An 18,829-nucleotide genomic window follows, 5' to 3' on the forward strand; every position below is an offset into this window, starting at 1 on the left:
CATAAGGAAAAGAAAAAGATTGTAACGGAAAGCGGGAAATAGCTCCTAAAAATTTGTTTTAAAATCCTTATTTTTGTTCTATGGAAAAAGTGGTATTGGTCAATCCTCAGGATGAAGTTTTGGGACAAATGGAAAAAATGCAGGCACACGAAAATGGACTTTTGCATCGTGCTTTTTCGGTTTTTCTATTCAACGAAAAAGGAGAAATGCTTTTGCAGAAACGGGCTGAAGAGAAATACCATTCACCCAACCAATGGACCAACGCTTGTTGTTCACACCCAAGATTGAACGAATCTTATCTGGATGCAGCCAAAAGACGTATCAAGGAGGAATTGGGAATTGATTGTGAGCTGATGGAGAAATTCCATTTTATATACAAAGCAGATGTAGGGGAAGGACTTTGGGAACACGAGTTGGATTATGTTTTTACAGGAAACTTTGATGGAGAATTTGATTTGAATCCTGAGGAAGTTTCAGAAATCCGATATGTTTCTATTCCTGATTTACAAACTGAAATTTCTGAAAATCCGGATAACTTTACAGAATGGTTTAAAATCATTTGGGCTGAATATCGAAATCAGCTGAATTAATTTAATCTCACAAATCAAACCGATTTTGCAGATTAAAAAGTTTTGATGAATCACTAGATCTTTGAGAAAATTATAATTTTTCTAAACCCGAAAATATCCTTAACTTTATTATCAAATCTCTATTTATGAAAGCTTTGGTAATTGGTGCAACCGGCGCTACAGGAATTGATCTTGTGAATCAACTTTGTCAGGATGCTGACTTCGAGCAAATTGATATTTTTGTGAGACGACGTTCTGATTTTCACAATGAAAAAATCAAAGCATACATTGTAGATTTTGACCATCCAGAAGAATGGAAACACCTTGTGAAAGGCGATGTTGCTTTTTCTTGTCTCGGAACAACTCTGAAATCTGCAGGAAGTAAAGAAAATCAAAAAGTAATTGATTATGATTATCAATTCAATTTTGCAAAAGCAGCAAAAGATAATGGTGTTGAAGATTATATTTTAGTTTCTGCTTATGGTGCCAATCCTGATTCCAAAATTTTCTATTCCAGAATAAAAGGTGAGTTGGAGGAAGCTGTGAAAAATCTGAAATTCGATAAGACAACGATTTTCAAACCAGGAATGCTGGAACGGAAAAACTCTGACAGAAGTGCTGAAATCACAGGTTTGAAAGCTATTAAATTCCTTAATAAATTAGGACTATTCAAAAGTCAACAGCCTTTACCAACTTATGTATTAGCGAAAGCGATGATTGTTGCTTCTAAAATTAAATCCAATAGTTTTTCGGAAATAAAACTTCATAATATTTTCAGTTTTGCCGAGAAGAAAACACAATAAAAAATCCAATCTGCTTTGATTGGATTTTTGTTTATTAATTATTTCTGTCTTTCAGGTATTTCTGCCATTCCCAAGTAGTTTTGAGTGCTTCTTCCAAACTGGTTTCAGATTTCCAGTTGAGCTCTTTCTCAGCTTTGTCGGCATTAGCATAAGCAATTGTAATGTCACCTTCTCTTCTTGGGCAAATCTGGTAAGGAACCGCTACATCATTCGCCAGTTCAAAAGCTTTTACCACTTCTAAAACCGAGGATCCTTTTCCTGTTCCCAAATTATAAATATCCAAAACTGTTTCTTCCTCAGAATGCATCAGTTTTTGTAAAGCTGCAACGTGAGCTTTCGCCAAATCTACAACATAAATATAGTCACGAATAGCTGTTCCGTCTTCTGTAGGATAATCATCACCCCAAATGCTCAATTTTTCTCTGATTCCAGCGGCAGTCTGCGTAACATAAGGAACCAAATTATTTGGAATTCCTGCAGGCAGCTCTCCTAGCAAAGCTGTTGGATGCGCACCAATTGGATTGAAATATCTTAATAGAGTAACCCTTTTGTTATAGGCTCGAGAAAAATCTTTCAGGATATCTTCGCCCATTTGTTTGGTTTTTCCGTAAGAAGATTCGGCTTCTTTGAGAGGTGTATTTTCATCAATCGGCATTTTATCGGCTTGACCGTAAACCGTACAGGATGAACTGAAAATAAAGTTGGAAATATTTCTTTCCTTAAATTCCTGAAGGACATTAATCAATGAAAACAAATTGTTCTCATAATATTTTAAAGGCTCGGTCATACTCTCTCCTACTGCTTTTGAAGCCGCAAAATTGATACAACCTTCGATATCGTGCGCTTCGAAAACTTGCTGTAATAATTCTTTTCTTCTAAGATCAAAAGGATAGAAAATTGGTCTTTTGCCTGTGATTTCCTCAATATTATCAAGTATGAATTTTTCAGAATTTGATAAATCATCTACAATGATGACATCAAAATTGTGATTAATAAGTTCAACAACCGTGTGAGAACCGATGTAACCTAAACCGCCTGTTACGAGTATGGACATTTAATTAATTATAAGTTATAAATTATTAGTTTTTTGCAAAAAATTCCAAAACAGAATCTGTAATATATTTCAACTGCTCTTCGTCCAATTCTGTATGCATTGGTAAAGAAATTACTTGGTCAAGTAATTTATCCGTATTGATGAAGTCTGCTGGGTTACTGTCTTGGAAATAAGCTTTCTGTTTTCTAAGCGCCACTGGATAATAAATCATCGCAGGAATTTCTTTCTCTGTTAAGAATTGTTGTAATTCGTTACGTTTTCCGTTGGTTATTCTCAAAGTGTATTGATGAAAAACATGTGTTGAATTTTCCGCTCTTTTAGGTGTTAGGATATTTTCGTTTTCAGCAAAAGCTTCGTCATAATAATCTGCAGCTCTTCTTCTAGCTTCATTATAAGAATCAAGGTTTGGTAGTTTCTTTCTCAAAATCGCTGCTTGAATGCTGTCTAATCTTGAGTTAACCCCAACTTCGTCGTGGTAATAACGCTCGTACATGCCGTGGTTTACAATTCCTCTCAGTCTGTGTGCTAATTCGTCATCATTAGTAAAAATAGCGCCTCCGTCTCCGTAGCAACCCAAATTTTTGGAAGGAAAAAATGATGTTGTTCCAATTGTTCCCATTGTTCCAGATTTTTTTTCGGTTCCGTCCGAGAAAATAAAATCAGCACCAATCGCCTGTGCATTATCTTCAACAACATAAAGATTGTGTTCTTTGGCAATTTTCAGGATTTCTTCCATATTCCCACATTGTCCGAAAAGATGAACAGGAATTATGGCTTTAGTTTTCGGTGTAATTGCTTTTTTGATTGCTTCTGTATCGATGGTAAAAGTATCATAATCTACATCTACCAAAACAGATTTAAGCTTCAATAAATGAATTACTTCTACTGTCGCAGCAAAGGTAAAATCTGCAGTGATTACTTCATCACCTTCTTGCAAATCCAAAGCCATCAATGCAATTTGAAGCGCATCTGTTCCATTAGCACAAGGAATCACGTGTTTTACATCCAAATAAGTTTCCAAATCTGATTGGAAGGATTTGACTTCCGGACCATTTATAAAAGCCGCAGAATCCATCACATTTAAAACTGCGTTGTCAACTTCACTTTTGATTTTATAATATTGGCTTTGTAAATCGACCATTTGGATTTTCTTCATAATCAAATATTTATTATTAAAAGCATCTGAAAATCATTATCAATATTAGTTTTAATAATTCTCGAAGGTGATTTCAAATGCAAAAACATTATTTTGTAAATTTACATTTATTTATCAGTTTAAAAAATCTAATTCCCCTAAACGTGAGAAAAATCTTTACAATTTTGTCAGTCAGCTTTTCGTTAGTTGCAACTGCTCAAACCGAATTGGTCTTTGTTTTCTTCAAAGATAAACCGAATAAAGCTTCTTTTTATTCCAACCCTTTATCAGAATTAACTCAGAAATCTCTTGACAGGAGAAACAATCTTGGAATAGCTTTAACAGATCAGGATGCTCCTATAGAAACAACTTATATTCAGAATATTAAAAATCTTGGATTTACGGTTACTGATTATTCTAAATGGCTGAACGGCGTTGCTGTGAATGCTACTTCTGCTCAGATACAGACTTTATCTCAGCAAAGTTATGTAGACCACGTGGAAAGTTTTGTTAAAAATCCGAATGGCGGAAAACGTAATGAAAAGATTGAAAAATTTAAAGAATTTGCTTCAACTAATGATAACAAAGATGCTTTAACAACATTTAATTATGGAAGCGGTTTGAGCCAGATTAATCAAATCAATGTTCGCGCTCTTCACGTTGCTGGTTTTACCGGAGCCGGAATGACGATTGCAGTAATTGACACTGGTTTTCCATCCGTAGATACAGGAAATGCATACAAGAGGCTTCGCGATAATGGACAAATTAAAGGTGGTTATAATTTTATCAATAAAAGCACAGACATTTATAACACTTCTTTAAATACGCACGGTTCCATTTGTATGGGTGCTATTGGTGGCTATTTGGATAATCAATTTGTAGGAACAGCTCCTGATGCAGATTTTTATCTATATGCTTCTGAAGATGGTGCCAATGAAATCCCCGAAGAGGAACTGTATTGGATAGAAGCTGCGGAAGAGGCTGATAGGAAAGGCGTTGACGTAATCTCAACTTCATTAGGTTATACTGAGTTTGATGACAGCAGATATGATTATACCTATGCTAATATGAATGGAACAACGTCTTTTATCGCAAGAGGTGCTCAAATTGCTACTGAAAAAGGAATTTTTGTAACTTTTGCTGCAGGAAATGAAGGTACAAGTTCTTGGCATTACATCTCAACACCAGCTGATAATGCTAAAGTTTTTACAATTGGAGCCGTTACCAATCAAGGGCAATCTTCCTCTTTTTCTTCTTTTGGACCAAATTCTGCCGGTGTAATAAAACCAGATGGTGCAGCAAGAGGATCAGAAACTTATACAGTTTATGGAAGTCAAGTAACGCAAGCTAGCGGAACTTCCCTTGCAAATCCAGTTGCAGCGGGCGGTGTTGCCTGTCTATTACAGTCTTTGCCTAACAATATTTCCAGAGAAGATATTAAAAATAAATTAAGACAAAACGCTTCTCTTTATCCAAATCCATCAGCTCAAATGGGATACGGAATTCTGAATTTCTATAAAACTTATCAGACTTTAGGTTTAAAGGATATCACTAAAACTAATATTAAAGTTTATCCAAATCCAGTGAAAGACTTTATTAATATTACTTCTGATAAAGCCATAAAATCTGTTGAAATCTATGATGTTTTAGGAAGATTAATTAAAACTAATTCTTCTTCTAAAGTTAATGTTTCACAACTTTCTAAAGGAAATTATCTTCTAAAAATAAAGACTGATTCTGGAGATATTATTGAGAAATTTATTAAAGAATAAACTAGGTATTTAACAAAATAAAACGGGCAATAGTATTTCTATTGCCCGTTTTTCATGTAAATAAATTGATTAATTCAAGGCTTTCTCATCCGTAAAAAACTGAAACGTTTCTTTTTTATTAATGAGTTGAAGAGGGTATAATTGCGGGTTGTATGCTCCGTTCAAAACTTCATTTAGTGCGTGTTTTTTGGATTCGCCAAATGCTACAACCAGAATGTTTTCGGCTTTATTAATAATTGGTTCTGTCAAAGTGATACGGTACATTTCCTGAGATTTCAGATAATAAGCATCAACCCATTTTTCCTTCTCATTCAAAATTTCTTCGCCTGGAAATAGAGATGCTGTATGACCATCATCTCCCATTCCCAAAAGAATAAAATCGAAAACACCTTCATTTCCTAAAATATTTCTGATCTGCTTCTCATATTCTTTCGCAAATTCCTCAGGCTCTACTCCATCTTTGTACATTGGAAAAATGTGATTTTTACTCACAGGAACTTGATTAAACAATGTTTCAAAAGTCATTTTCGCATTGCTTTTATCATCGTCCAAAGATACCCAACGTTCATCAACCCAAAAGAAATAGATTTTGCTCCATTCTACTTTTTCAGCATATTCTTTAGTTGTTAACAATTTGAAAATAGCTTTTGGAGAAGAACCGCCACTTAAAGCAACTACAAATTTGCCGTGTTTTTTGATTGACTTTTCTGCCAGTTCAACAAATGTATCAGCCGATTTTTGATATAATTCTTCCAGATTTTTAAATACTGTAATGTTCATTCTCGTCAGTTAAAAATTAAACCCATTTGTGACCCTGCCTTTCGACTAAAGCATCGCTGCCTTCTGGCCCCCAACTTCCTGCTTGATAATTCGGGAAAGACAGTTCTTTATTATTTTCCCAATATTCCTGAATTGTTTTCACAACATCCCAAGCTTCTTCAACCTGGTCAGATCGCATAAACAGAGTTAGATCACCCAAAAGTGCTTCCAGTAAAAGTGTTTCATAAGCTTCCGGACTATCTTCCTGACAAGCAAAATCATTAAAGACCATTTCCACAGGCTTCAAATCCAAAGAAAGTCCCGGCTTTTTGCTCATAAATTGAAGACGAATATCCATAGAAGGCTGAATGTTGATAATCAATCTGTTTGCTGATAATTCAAACGGACTGTTAGAGAATGTAGATGTTGGCAGCGGACGGAATTGGATAGTAATATAAGAATGTTTTTTCTCCATCTTTTTTCCTGTTCTCACATAAAAAGGGACGTTTTGCCATCTCTCATTATCCAAATAAAATTTCATTGCCACAAAAGTCTCTGTGTTAGAATCTTCAGCAATTCCATTTTCCTGACGGTAACCTTTTACCTCTGTGCCATTGATCATTCCTGGTCCATATTGTCCTCTGACTGCATAATGTGAAACTTTATCTGGTGTGATTCTGCGAATAGATTTCAGAACATCTACTTTTCTGTCTCTTATTTCTCCCGATTCCAAAGAAGCCGGCGGTTCCATTGCAACCATACAAAGAATCTGAAGCAAATGATTCTGAACCATATCTTTCAGTGCACCAGTTTGTTCGTAGAAAGCGCCTCGGGTTTCAACGCCAACTTCTTCGGCTACAGTTATTTGAATAGATTCAATATATTTTTGATTCCACAAAGGTTCGAAAATCGAATTTCCAAATCTGAATGTTAGGATATTTTGAACCGTTTCTTTTCCTAAGTAATGATCAATACGATAGATTTGTTCTTCTTGAAAAGTCTGTGACAAAAGTGTATTAAGTTCAATCGCAGAAGCTTTGCTATGTCCGAAAGGTTTCTCAATAATAATTCTATCCTTACTTGCGTCAGAAGCTAAAAACGTATTTTTGATGTGATTAGAAATCGTTTCAATAAAATTGGGAGCTATTGACAAATAGAATAATCTGTTAGCTCTAACACCATAATCTATATCGAAATTTTGTAATTTCTGACTAAGATCTTGATACGATTGCTGTTCATTTAATTGATGCTGAAAGTAAGTCAAATGTGATTGAAAACCTTCCCAATCTTCTGAAGTTACATCTTTTCGGGAAAACTCATTCAGATTTTCTTTGATATAATCTCTGAATTTTTCGTCCGTATTTTCTGCTCTTCCCAAAGCTACAATATTGAAACGCTCAGGCATCCTGCCGTCGATATACAAATTGTAAAACGCAGGAAACAATTTTCTTTTAGCTAAATCTCCGGTTGCACCAAAAATGATAATCGTAGTTGGTTGCAGGATTTTATTTTCACTCATTTTTCCCTGAATTTATTGATTTGAAGAATTCCAAGTTGTGTGAAAAACGCCTTCTCTATCCACACGTTGGTAAGTATGCGCTCCGAAATAATCACGCTGAGCCTGAATCAAATTCACTGGAAGAGATTCTGTAGTATAAGCATCAAAATAACCTAAAGCTGTTTGAAGTCCTAAACTTGAAATTCCGTTTTCGACAGCGAAACTTGCCGTTTTTCTTAGAGATTGGATTTTCGATTTTACAATTTCAGAAATATCTTGATTCAATAAAATATTTGATAAATTCGGGTCCGCAGAATATGCAGTGTAGAATTTCTCTAACAATACAGAACGAATGATACAGCCGCCTCTCCAGATTTTAACAACATCTTTCAATGGAATTTCAAAGTTGTATTCTTCAGAAGCTTTTACCAATAATGCCAAACCTTGAGCATAGCTGATTAAGGTTGCCAAATACAAAGCATCACCAACATCTTTGATGAATGATTCTACATTTTCCGGACTTATAATTTTTTTCTCGGAATATAATTTGGAAGCCTGAACACGCTCATCTTTATAAGCAGACAAGATTCTGGAAGTTACCGCAATATCAATCGTCGGAATAGAAACTCCGATTTCCATTGCTTGCTCAGAAGTCCATTTTCCGGTTCCTTTTGCGCCGGCCTTATCTAAGATTTTATCAACCAAATAAGCATCAGTCAAATCATCTTTTTGTTGGAAAATATCTCTTGTAATCTCAATCAAGAAAGAATTCATCTCGCCATCATTCCAATTTTTGAAAACCTCATAAAGTTGTTCGTTATTAAGATTCGCCCCTTTTCTTAGAAGGTCGTAAGCTTCGCTGATGAGTTGCATAATCGCATATTCGATTCCGTTGTGGACCATTTTTACATAATTTCCGGCAGAACCTTTGCCCATATACGCTGTACAAGCTTCTCCATCGACTTTTGCTGCAATAGATTCCAACATCGGCCTCAGAAGTTTGAACGCTTCCACATCTCCGCCAGGCATAATACTTGGCCCTTTTCTTGCGCCTTTTTCGCCACCGGAAACGCCCATTCCCACAAAGTGTAAATCTTTGGAAGCAAGATCAGAAATTCTTCTGTTAGTATCCTCGAAATATGAATTTCCAGCATCGATTACGATATCACCTTTACTCAAAAGCGGTGTTATATTTCCCAAAACGGCATCTACAGGTTTTCCCGCAGGAACCATTAAAATAATTTTTCTCGGCGTTTCCAAAGCATTTACAAATTTCTCCAAAGAAACTGTTCCTTTGACTTTCATTTCAGAAGTTGCGCCGTCCTGCAAATGTTTTACTTTTTCTTCATCGAGATCAAATCCTGCGATAGAAAAACCATTTTCAGCAATATTGTAAAGAAGATTTCTCCCCATTACTCCGAGACCAATCATCCCGTAATTATACTTTTCCATTTTTAAATTTAGATTGATTTAAATTTTACAAAGGATAAATTTACGGATTTGAAGGCGACCTAAAACAATAAAAGAATGGAAAATCCCATTCTTTTATATATCGAATATCTATTATTGAAATTATTTTGTTTTAAATCATTTATTTAGAACGGATATCCAATCGCAATATTCAGAATCAAATTATCTTTTCGCCAAGAGCTGTCACCGAATTTTATTCTGTCCAGAACCCAACGATCCCCTTTTTCATAGTAAGGAACTCTTAAAGGCATTGCCAAATCCAATCTCAAAATTAATATTGAAAAATCTAACCTTAATCCAACTCCTGCTCCAACAGCTAACTCATTCAGGAAATCTTTTGAAAATTTTCCTCCAGGTCTTGTAATTTGTCCTTGAGCATTGATCTCATCATTGATTAGCCAGATATTACCAGCGTCCACAAAAGCAGCTACATTCAGGAACTTAACAATATTAGCTCGGTATTCGGCATTCAGTTCCAGCTTGACATCGCCGGCCTGGTCAAAAAAGAAACTGGCGTTTTGCGTTCTCGGATCATAACTTCCCGGTCCAAGCGTTCTTGCTCGAAAAGCCCTGATACTATTACTTCCGCCTACAAAGAACTGTCTGGAATAAGGTACAAATTCTGAATTGCCATAAGGATAAGCTAAACCAGCAATAATTCTGGATGCAAACGAGGTCTTTTCATTGAACTTATGATAAAATCTGAAATCGTGCTCCATCTTCGCATACTGGCTGAAAGGCACGCCGAAAATATCTTTCTGATCGCCATTTTTTGCATTAGCACCGGTCAGAAGTCCTGTTAAATTTCCTGCCAGATCTAACATCCCACGGTAGTAGATTGTATTGGCTTGTGGCGAAGTTGTATTCGTATAAGTATAAGTGTAAGTTGGTCCAAAAATCAATTGTTTTTCCACAACTCTTCCTAAAGTTGGATTCGGTGGAATGCCTTTTTCCGGATTACCGTCAATTTGTTCTCTATACTTATCTGTAATTGTCTGAGGTGCAACCATTGTGATATCAATAACCTTAAGATCGTGTTCTTTCCGTACATTTTCTTTCCAAACATAGCCAAAAGATGCATTGAAATTATGCAAAGTGTACAACTCCGTACGGCTTTGGTATTCGTAACCTAGTGCGATATTGGTTCTTGGCACAAACGCACTGGAAGAATTGAAACGGAAAGGTGCAACGATTCTCGGAATCGAAAGTTCCGTTTTCGCACCCACACGGATGATATTATTGGCATCTTTTGCGCCACCTATCTGAACATCAAAAGCACCATAAACAGAAGCTTTGAACTGTTCTGCTCCGCGGAAAAAATTCCGGTGTGTCCAGTTGAGATTGACTTCGCCTCCACCGTAATTAGCGGAATTGGTTCTTCCCAACGTTTCCAATCTTAAAGACTGAATTTGTCTAGGGGTTAAGGAATAATAAGCATCAAATTTATGATTCAAAGAATCGGAAACGATAAAATCATTTTTTACAAATTTGAAAACACCTAAACTGATCAATCGGTTCAAAGTCAGATTGTGGTCTGCTCTATTATAAATATCACCTTTTTTAAAGTACAAAGCACGGTCGAAAATCTTTGGTTTGAATTTATGTTCGGGATCGATGACATAGATATCTCCATAGGCATATTTGGAAAGAGAATCTTTATCCATCGGGATTTGGTATTTCCCTTCTTTCACATCACGGATATTATAGTTAGGAAAAACAATGACATTATCAATCGTGAATTGTTCCTTTGCCAAGTCCGGAGTCTGCTCTTTAAGCTTGACATTCAATTCAACCTTATGATTTTTTGCAACAGTACTATCTGCCTGAACAATGATGTTATCCGCATTAAAATAATAGAAGCCTTTTTCCTTCAGACCATTATCAATTCTTTCTCTCTCGGCTTTGATAACACCAAGATCAAAAGGATTCCCCACTTTCAAAAGTGATTTATCTTTCAGATTCTGAATTTCTTTATTGATTAAAGTAGAGTCTTCCTGAAACTTCACCTGACTGATGAGATATTGATTTCCTGGTCTAAGCGTATAAATAACCTGCGCTTTTTTATTCTTCAAAACCGTATCATATTTTGCTTGAGCGTTAAAATAACCTTTGTTCTCAGAATAATTCACAATAATGTCTTTGTTGAATTCTGTGTCAACGTCGCCCAACAGAACCGGTTTTTCTCCGAATTTATATTTTAGCCAATAGTTAAATCCTTTATCTTTTTTAGGTTCTTTGGCAATATTATAAGCGTACAATTTTGGCCTTAATCCCAGAAAACTGGAGTTGGGTTTTGGCGTGAGGTTATCTTCTAATTCAGACTTCAGCGCTTTTTTTTGTTTTTTTGAAATGCTGTCGCCTTCCACTTTCACTTCTGCACCTGTGTAGAGCAATTGACCATCCTTCAGAAATTTGGTATTGCTGCAGGAATAAAATATGGCCAGTGCTGAAACAGCAATTACGGATCTGAACTTAATTGTATTCTTAATCATCATTTATTTAAATTCTACAGCTTGGTTATTATTTCTTTCTCTTCTTCTCTTTTCCTTTTTGGCGCTCTGGAAAATCTCACGGAATTTATCATAATCCAAAGTAATGATAAAACCTAATCCAGTTTCCACAATTTGCCCTTGCAGCGCAACCTGATATTCGTTTTTACGGTAAGCTCTCAGCATATATCTTCCATCTTTGGAAAGGCTGTAATCTACGGTAACATCGCCCGCAATATTGGTCGTATTTTCGTTTTGCCTTGCATCGCCTTCCAACCCGAAGTTACTTCCCACAGAGACCTTCAGTCGGTCATTCAATAATCTTTTGCTGATATCGACATTCAAATCTGTTCTGGTATTTTTGTTTCCTGTAGAATAATCTTCGGAAGATTCTAAGTCCAAATTAAGATCAACACCTTTTACCAAATCAGAAGCCAGATTATTCAGTTGTTGAGAAAGAATTTTACTCACACTTTGTCTAGCCATCGCCTCCGTAGAAAGTCCGGCACTGTTTTCAAATGGATTTTCCCCGATGAATCTGTTCAGTAGAAGCAAAGCAAAAACCTGCTTGTTCATTTCGTTTTCATCAGTTCGTAATTGAGTCAGTTTTTGATCTACAACATCTTTCACTGTAGATGAAACTGCATTATTTTTTTCAGCAGTTGTGATATCAAAAGAGATAACCGGTTTCAACAATTCGCCTTTCATTTTCAGCAAAGTATTGAACTCCATTCTTTGTTTGTATTGATTCAGATTGACTGCACTTTCTCCACTGATTTGTTGCTGAACCAAGTCTAACGGCGCCGTCTCAGTTTTATAAACGGCGGTAATATCGAGCGTTGCTGCTGTCGGTTCGCCAGTCCACGTAATCGTACTTCCTTTTTGAATTTCGAATTGGCGTTTCAGTAAACTCACTGTCATATCATAACTTCCTTTTTCCACTTCATAAACACCGACTAAAGTTACTTTTCCAGAGGGATCAATGCCACCTGTCAGTTCGGCATCACCTTGAATATTTACAAAATCGCCATTCGCTTTGTCAATAATCACGGACATTTTCGCTTCTTTGCTGACTTCGATATTCACACTCACGTCCATTCCTTTGATTTTGTTTTCCGTTTTCAAAGAATCTGCGACAATGGTTTTGTTCAAAGCAATCTGATCCTGATCAATGAATTCTACAATACCGTCCCTTTCCTGCAAAGCCGGACTTGATTGAGGCAAAACAAATGTGAAATCCGTATCATCAGAAACGGCCAATCTACCATCTACTTTTGGCAAATCCAAGTTTCCCCGAACTTTTAGCGCTGCATCGATAGACAAAATTCCGTACATCATTGCATCATTGGATTTTTCAGAATTCACGACTTTGAAATCTTTGGCATTAACATCAAGATTGAAAGTAAAATCTCTGTAGGTCTGAGTTAAAACTTGTCCATCAACTTTTAAAGAATTACCATCTTTATCATTGATTTTGAAATCATCAAACTCAATTCCTCTATTGGTGAATGAAATTTTATCATTAATCTTCCTGAAATCACTTCCCGTTTGTGCGATCATCAGTCCAACATTATTCATCTTAACATCACCAAGAATTCTCGGTTCAGTGGTTGTACCAGAGATTTTCAAATCACCAGAAAGATACCCTTCCGTATTCGTAATGGCATTCATTGTGAAGCCTTGCAGCGTTTTCATCTGAAGCTGATTCATTGCCAGATTCATATCAAAAGAACTTTCGGAAGTATTATAATTTCCTGTAATTTTCACATCATTGTCATTGCCAGAGAGTGCAATATCAGCATTCAGAATATTAGCAGACTGATTGTTGACTTTGATATCAAGATTTCCTACCGGACTTCCAAAGACGAATAAATCAGTCACATCAATATCCGATGTGAATGTCATATCCTTCGTCAAATTTCTCAGTTGCGATGTTCCGTTGATATTACCTTTCGCTAAAAGTGAATCTTTTTTAATGATCTCGGTAATGGTTTCAATCTTAAAATCCTTCAGCGAAACGTTCAGCGGACTGTTTGGAGAATTGCTTTCAGATTGTAACAGAATCTCACTTCCGGCATTTGACAATCTGAAATTATCCGCTAAAATCCCCTGACTTCCAATTTGGATTTTGTTACCTTCAGCAACTGTCCAATCCATATAATTCAGTTTTAAACCATTTGGATTGAGTGAAATTTCTGTAATGTCATTCATTGACTTAGCGTTTCCGGCAATCAGGAATTGTGTTGCATCTTTTTCGTCTTTGGTCGTTATATTATAATTAATGATGTTATCAGCCACATCGCCATTGATATTCACTTTATTCAAAGCAAAACTTTCACTTTTCAAGGCAGCAACATCCAGATTATATTGCAATGCCTGATTCTGATTGGTTACCTTCAAATTCGTATTTTCCAAAGTATTGGTTCCATAAACCACCTGCGGAATTTTCGCATTAAGTTCGATTATTTGAGAATCTGCATTGTAATTCCCTGTGATATTAATCGTTTCGAAGCTTTTCAAATCGGGAACAAATTTCCTGATCAAGTCATCATTTTTGATGATTGCAATCAGTGTAAAATATTGCCCCGGATCTACTTTTTCAACTTTACCAGGTTTTTGGAATTGATAATATTGATTAATTGTCTGAGACAATGCTCCGAAAATCTGAGTCAGCTTATATTTTCCATTCAGTTCAACATCTGCAATCTGAGAATTGAATTGAATCTTGGTTGAATCCGCAGTAGAAATAGCATTGAGTTTAATTTCCTGAATTGGATAGATTTCTTTCGTATCAGAAATTGCAAAGTCCTGTAGATTGAGATAACCGTTGAGATTATCTGGATCCAAACTTTTGAAATCGCCGTCAATTCCACCTGCGATAATCATTGGTGAACTGTAAAACCCTAATTTATTTAAATCTAATTTGTTGATATTTCCATTGATTTTAATTGTCGGATTTTTGTCATCATAAACCCCTGAAGCTGTGAGATGAAGATTCGCATTCGGATCTTTTGAAACTAAATTGATGTGGTAAGCGCCACGGTTAATTTTTCCAACCAAATTCATATTTTGGTAGCGATAACCTTTATAAACTGCAGATTGAACATTGCCTTTCAAATCCGCATTGGCATTTTTGAAATCGAAGCTTTCGCCTTTCGCAGCTATCTGAGCCGTGATTGGTCCCAAATCTTTATTCTGAATAATCTTTCCGAGTTGCAAATTCTGAAGATTGGCTTTTACATCGTACATTTCACGATTTTTTCTGCGCATATCAACATTGGCAATAATTCCTGCATTTCCCAAAGTTGAATATAAAGTCAGATTCGTATTCACAACTTTCGTAGTTCCTTTAGCAAAACCTTTGATGCTGAAATGTGATGGCAAAGAAATGTTGGACGGAATAGTTCCTTTCGGCACCAGATTGAAAACTGTTTTTCCTGATGAAGCCAGTTCGCCAATTTTCAAATCGTAATACAAATTATCCGGATTCATCACATTTTTGATTCTGCCGGAAGCCGCAACTCGCAATTGATCTAAACCGGAAACTTTCAAATCGTTAATCAATAAATCATTAACAAGACCTTTCACATTGGCATTAACATTAAGAACTGCATTGGGATATTTGTTGAAAGGTGCTGTATTTCTAAGCGTCGGAACGAGATTCAGAATATCAGAAAAACCGATTTTGGAATTTTCTATATTGGCTGAAATTTTCACAGCGCCAGGATTGGCTGATAATTGCTCGATGGAATTATAATTAAGAACAACTTCGTCCCTCAAAATGGTTTTTGATGTTTGCAGATAAAGATTTTTCAGATAAGCTTCTTTCTCGGCATACACAAAATCTGTATTGAATGTCTGAACATCCAAACCTCTCTCTTCCTGAATTTCTGCAGATTTTACAGTTCCTGCAAAACCGTTGTTTTCCATTTTGAAATTGCGGACATCAAGATTGAGTGTTCCAAAATTAAGATGATTGAAATCCATTCCGCTTTTGGTTGGCGCAACCGCTGTATTGTTATAAGCAACTTTAACATCATCCAGAATCAATTTCCCTAGTAGGACTTTCATCGCTTTTTCTTTGTCAGAATTTTTTGAAACTTCAGGTTTTTCTTCTTTTTGAGAATTGGCGTTCGAAGATGGAAAAAATAAATTCGCATTGATATTAGCTCCGGTTAAATAAACATTACCAATGTCATAATTACTATTATCAAGATCAATACTGTTCACTTTTGTGCTTAATTCTTTAAATAAAACTTTAGCAAATGTCTTCGTATTATCATCGCCATAATCGATATTGAAATTAGTCAGTTTTATTCCATTCAGACCTAATTTCATCGGCTTTTTCTGGTTGAGGGAATCAACTTTTTTCTCCACATTTTTAGAGACTTCTTCTATCAAATCCTGCTTCAGTTTTAATTTCAAACCATCAAGATTAATGTCATTAACAGCGTAGGAATTATTTTGAAGGTCAAATGTTTTAACTCTGGTATCAAAAGATTTGAAATAAAGATTGATATCATTTTTGGATTGCTGATCATTGAACGATAATCCAATATCTTTCAATTTAATTTTATCTAAAGAAATAATGAAAGGCTTAGATGGACTTTCTTCCTTTTCCGAAGTTGCAAAAGCATCAATAATATAATCGAAATTGAATTTTCCTTTTGGATTACGGACAACATTCGCACGAACGCCTTCCAAATCAATTGACGTAAGATCAGCTTTGGACTTTATCAACCGCCACATATCGAGTCCTACATCTAGCTTCTTTGCTGATAAAAGCGTATCCACATCCTCGCCTTGCAAATACAGATTTTCCATGACCAAACTGTTTGGGAAACCAATGTAAACTTTTTCCAAAGAGACTTTAGTTTTAATTTTACCTTCCAGATAAACAATAAGTCTATCCTTTATCATATTCTGAAAAAATGGTATTCTCAGGCTAAATATAAGCACAATAAAAAAAACCAGTATGGAAATAATGGTTACAAGGGAACGCCGAATAATTTTACGCCAGTTGAGTTTTAATTTCAAAAGATATTTTTTTGAAAATGAAAAATACAAATATTGTACTAAACCTTAAATTAATAAAAAAACAACTAAAAAATTATTGAGATTCAAAGATTAAGTCGTTTAAGAAATAGAATAATTTGAAATAAACGATTATTTTTTCTTAAGTTTAATCAGATACAATCCCGTATTTTTTATAATCGGATCTATTTCTCCACTATTCATATCCATATAACCTCCTATATCAAGTCCGTAATCAATAAAAGCTAGTTTTGATTTTATTCGGAATTGTTTTGGTAATTCATATAAATAAAGATCGTTTTGAGCAGTTGGACTGTCATACATTTTTACTGCTTTTGCTTTGAAAAATAGTTTTTCATTTTGATAAGTTAAACTGTAATAAGCTGTATTAATAAAAGATGGTGCTACCCACTGCGGCAAACTGAAGGGATTTCCGGTTTCATAGTAGTCGTCTTTTTTACGGGATAATAATTTAATTTTACTATCAGTTTGATAATCCAAATTCTTTTCTTTCAAAATCTGCGTATAATATTTATTCAAGTAGTCATCATCTATTTTTTCTTTTCCTAATTGATTGATGGAATAAAGTCCAGTTTTGAAATCTTTGAGAACAGTTAACCCTTGATTAAAAAATTTGGCTGGAAAACCTTTGAAATCGATTTGTCCGATTGTATCGCTTTCAAAAACTTCATTTCCTTGATGTGAAAACCTATAATCATCTTTTTGTGAAAACATCAGAATCCAATTTTCACCTATCCGAAAGTACATTGGAAAACAATTCCTTCCCGACTCTATGTTGCGGTCTGTATCATAAATTACCAGGTTGGATTGGCGATAATTTTCTTCAAAAATAGATTTGAATTCTTTATCGCTCAATTCATTTTTGACATTCAGAATCTGAGAAAATTTGGAATAGATTAATCGATTTCCGGAAAAATCATAAACACCATTTTCAGCAAAAACATAAGGCACAAAATTCGAAAAATCAAAAATAGACGTATATTTTTCTTTGTTAAGATCATTAGAAATCATCAAGTTCCCAGATGCATCATACTTCGTCAATCCTTGTCCATTTTTCAAATAAAATTCGTTTTTAACAGAATTATAAAGAATAGGAAATGTGCCTAAAGCTGGGACAATTTCAAAATTTTCGGATTGAGGTTTTTGTGTTAATTCTTTAAAATGATTATAAGATTTTGGGCGGAAAATATCTGCAGTCGTAAGATTAATTGTTGTACATCTATCAATAAATAATAGAATTAATAAACCAATGATAAGAATAATGACTGTAGATTTCTTCATCAATAATTCAAGTTAAACTACTTTTTTCTTCAATTGATCTACGTCGAATTTCTTCTTCAAACCTCTCACATTGACTGCTACAAATGCAATAATACAAAAATACATCGAGAAATAGATCAGCAACATTTTAAGGCCTGAGACACCCATAAACATCAATAAAATTTGGGAAACAAAACCCATCAACCAACCAACCATCATAATAACTACTACAGAAAAGCCAAATAATCCTAACTTCTGAGCTGGTTTGTAAATTCCCAGCTTTTTAAAAATACCAACAGGTATAAGCAATAACAACAGCACAAACGGATGAAAAGCGGCGAAAGCTACCAAAATACCTGGCTCAGCTTCGATATGTTGTAGAATGTCTATTATGTTAAAAGGCAACTCCATCGTATTTTTTTTCTTGTTCAGAGATTTGAAGTAACTGTTTTTTGCCGTACATCATTGGTTTTGCAAGCAGTAAATTAGGGAATTCTGCGATACCAATATTGTACATCGTAACGCTTTCGTTATAAAATTCTCTTCTGTCTGCGATTGCATCTTCGATTTGAGAAACACGACCTTGAAGCAATTGAAAATTCTGACTCGTTTTGATATCAGGATAATTTTCCGCCACTGCAAAAACTGATTTTAGTTGATTCTGCATTTGGTTCGACAATTCCACTTTTTCCTCGGTCGAATTAGCATTTAGAAATTGAGTCCGAAGCTCCGTTAGTTTCGTCAACATTGATTCTTCGAATCTCATAGATTCTTTGACCACTTTGATTAGATTTGGAATTTCGTCTGCTCGTTGTTTCAACAGGACATCGATATTTCCAAAAGATTTATCGACATTATTTTTTAACATTACTAATCTGTTGTAAGTGGAAACAATCACATTCAGTAATCCCAAGACGACCAATCCGATAATGACGTAAGCGAAAATTTGTATCATAGTTTTTATT

The 18,829-nt window shown here is 35.1% G+C and carries 13 protein-coding genes; 3 read left to right on the forward strand and 10 right to left on the reverse strand.

Going from position 1 to position 18,829, the window contains the following annotated elements:
• Positions 1–80: 80 nt before the first annotated feature.
• Positions 81–590, forward strand: coding sequence for an isopentenyl-diphosphate Delta-isomerase (gene idi / locus KI430_RS05490; RefSeq protein ID WP_248877257.1), 510 nt, complete (start codon positions 81–83; stop codon positions 588–590).
• Positions 591–715: 125 nt separating this feature from the next.
• The gene (locus KI430_RS05495) at positions 716–1,372 is read left to right on the forward strand and encodes an NAD(P)H-binding protein (protein WP_248877258.1); all 657 of its coding nucleotides are present in this window, start codon (positions 716–718) and stop codon (positions 1,370–1,372) included.
• A 34-nt stretch (positions 1,373–1,406) separates the two neighbouring features.
• Here KI430_RS05495 and galE read toward each other — a convergent pair whose 3' ends face one another.
• Complete coding sequence (gene galE / locus KI430_RS05500; protein ID WP_248877259.1) at positions 1,407–2,426, reverse strand: UDP-glucose 4-epimerase GalE; 1,020 nt, start codon at positions 2,424–2,426, stop codon at positions 1,407–1,409.
• A gap of 25 nt (positions 2,427–2,451) precedes the next feature.
• Positions 2,452–3,582, reverse strand: coding sequence for a DegT/DnrJ/EryC1/StrS family aminotransferase (locus KI430_RS05505; RefSeq protein ID WP_248877260.1), 1,131 nt, complete (start codon positions 3,580–3,582; stop codon positions 2,452–2,454).
• A 143-nt stretch (positions 3,583–3,725) separates the two neighbouring features.
• On the opposite strand from KI430_RS05505, the gene KI430_RS05510 reads away from it, so the two are divergent.
• A complete protein-coding gene (locus tag KI430_RS05510) occupies positions 3,726–5,333 on the forward strand; it encodes a S8/S53 family peptidase (protein ID WP_248877261.1) in 1,608 nt (535 codons plus the stop codon).
• Positions 5,334–5,402: 69 nt separating this feature from the next.
• On the opposite strand, the gene pgl is transcribed toward KI430_RS05510, so the two are convergent.
• The 8 genes from pgl to KI430_RS05550 form a co-directional block, all read right to left on the reverse strand.
• Positions 5,403–6,113, reverse strand: coding sequence for a 6-phosphogluconolactonase (pgl, locus tag KI430_RS05515; protein ID WP_248877262.1), 711 nt, complete (start codon positions 6,111–6,113; stop codon positions 5,403–5,405).
• A gap of 16 nt (positions 6,114–6,129) precedes the next feature.
• Positions 6,130–7,611: a glucose-6-phosphate dehydrogenase gene (gene zwf / locus KI430_RS05520; RefSeq protein ID WP_248877263.1), complete on the reverse strand. Its 1,482-nt coding sequence runs from the start codon at positions 7,609–7,611 to the stop codon at positions 6,130–6,132.
• Between the two features lie 12 nt (positions 7,612–7,623).
• A complete protein-coding gene (gndA, locus tag KI430_RS05525) occupies positions 7,624–9,042 on the reverse strand; it encodes an NADP-dependent phosphogluconate dehydrogenase (RefSeq protein ID WP_248877264.1) in 1,419 nt (472 codons plus the stop codon).
• 143 nt (positions 9,043–9,185) lie between these two features.
• Positions 9,186–11,552, reverse strand: coding sequence for a BamA/TamA family outer membrane protein (locus KI430_RS05530; RefSeq protein WP_248877265.1), 2,367 nt, complete (start codon positions 11,550–11,552; stop codon positions 9,186–9,188).
• A gap of 3 nt (positions 11,553–11,555) precedes the next feature.
• Positions 11,556–16,586 (reverse strand): translocation/assembly module TamB, encoded by a 5,031-nt coding sequence (locus tag KI430_RS05535; protein ID WP_248877266.1) that lies wholly within the window; start codon positions 16,584–16,586, stop codon positions 11,556–11,558.
• A 129-nt stretch (positions 16,587–16,715) separates the two neighbouring features.
• Positions 16,716–17,885 (reverse strand): hypothetical protein, encoded by a 1,170-nt coding sequence (locus KI430_RS05540; protein WP_248877268.1) that lies wholly within the window; start codon positions 17,883–17,885, stop codon positions 16,716–16,718.
• Positions 17,886–17,897: 12 nt separating this feature from the next.
• Complete coding sequence (locus KI430_RS05545; protein ID WP_248877269.1) at positions 17,898–18,275, reverse strand: hypothetical protein; 378 nt, start codon at positions 18,273–18,275, stop codon at positions 17,898–17,900.
• A complete protein-coding gene (locus tag KI430_RS05550) occupies positions 18,259–18,819 on the reverse strand; it encodes a LemA family protein (RefSeq protein WP_248877270.1) in 561 nt (186 codons plus the stop codon). The genes KI430_RS05545 and KI430_RS05550 overlap by 17 nt, the downstream gene beginning before the upstream one ends.
• Positions 18,820–18,829: the final 10 nt, after the last annotated feature.

The sequence above is a fragment of the Epilithonimonas zeae genome, assembly GCF_023278365.1.
GTDB lineage: Bacteria > Bacteroidota > Bacteroidia > Flavobacteriales > Weeksellaceae > Epilithonimonas > Epilithonimonas zeae_A.

Excerpts from the sequence above, each read along its gene's own strand:
- idi (WP_248877257.1), top strand. The coding sequence starts at position 81 with ATGGAAAAAGTGGTATTGGTCAATCCTCAGGATGAAGTTTTGGGACAA.
- KI430_RS05495 (WP_248877258.1), top strand. The coding sequence starts at position 716 with ATGAAAGCTTTGGTAATTGGTGCAACCGGCGCTACAGGAATTGATCTT.
- galE (WP_248877259.1), bottom strand. The coding sequence starts at position 2,426 with ATGTCCATACTCGTAACAGGCGGTTTAGGTTACATCGGTTCTCACACG.
- KI430_RS05505 (WP_248877260.1), bottom strand. The coding sequence starts at position 3,582 with ATGAAGAAAATCCAAATGGTCGATTTACAAAGCCAATATTATAAAATC.
- pgl (WP_248877262.1), bottom strand. The coding sequence starts at position 6,113 with ATGAACATTACAGTATTTAAAAATCTGGAAGAATTATATCAAAAATCG.
- zwf (WP_248877263.1), bottom strand. The coding sequence starts at position 7,611 with ATGAGTGAAAATAAAATCCTGCAACCAACTACGATTATCATTTTTGGT.
- gndA (WP_248877264.1), bottom strand. The coding sequence starts at position 9,042 with ATGGAAAAGTATAATTACGGGATGATTGGTCTCGGAGTAATGGGGAGA.
- KI430_RS05530 (WP_248877265.1), bottom strand. The coding sequence starts at position 11,552 with ATGATTAAGAATACAATTAAGTTCAGATCCGTAATTGCTGTTTCAGCA.
- KI430_RS05540 (WP_248877268.1), bottom strand. The coding sequence starts at position 17,885 with ATGAAGAAATCTACAGTCATTATTCTTATCATTGGTTTATTAATTCTA.
- KI430_RS05545 (WP_248877269.1), bottom strand. The coding sequence starts at position 18,275 with ATGGAGTTGCCTTTTAACATAATAGACATTCTACAACATATCGAAGCT.
- KI430_RS05550 (WP_248877270.1), bottom strand. The coding sequence starts at position 18,819 with ATGATACAAATTTTCGCTTACGTCATTATCGGATTGGTCGTCTTGGGA.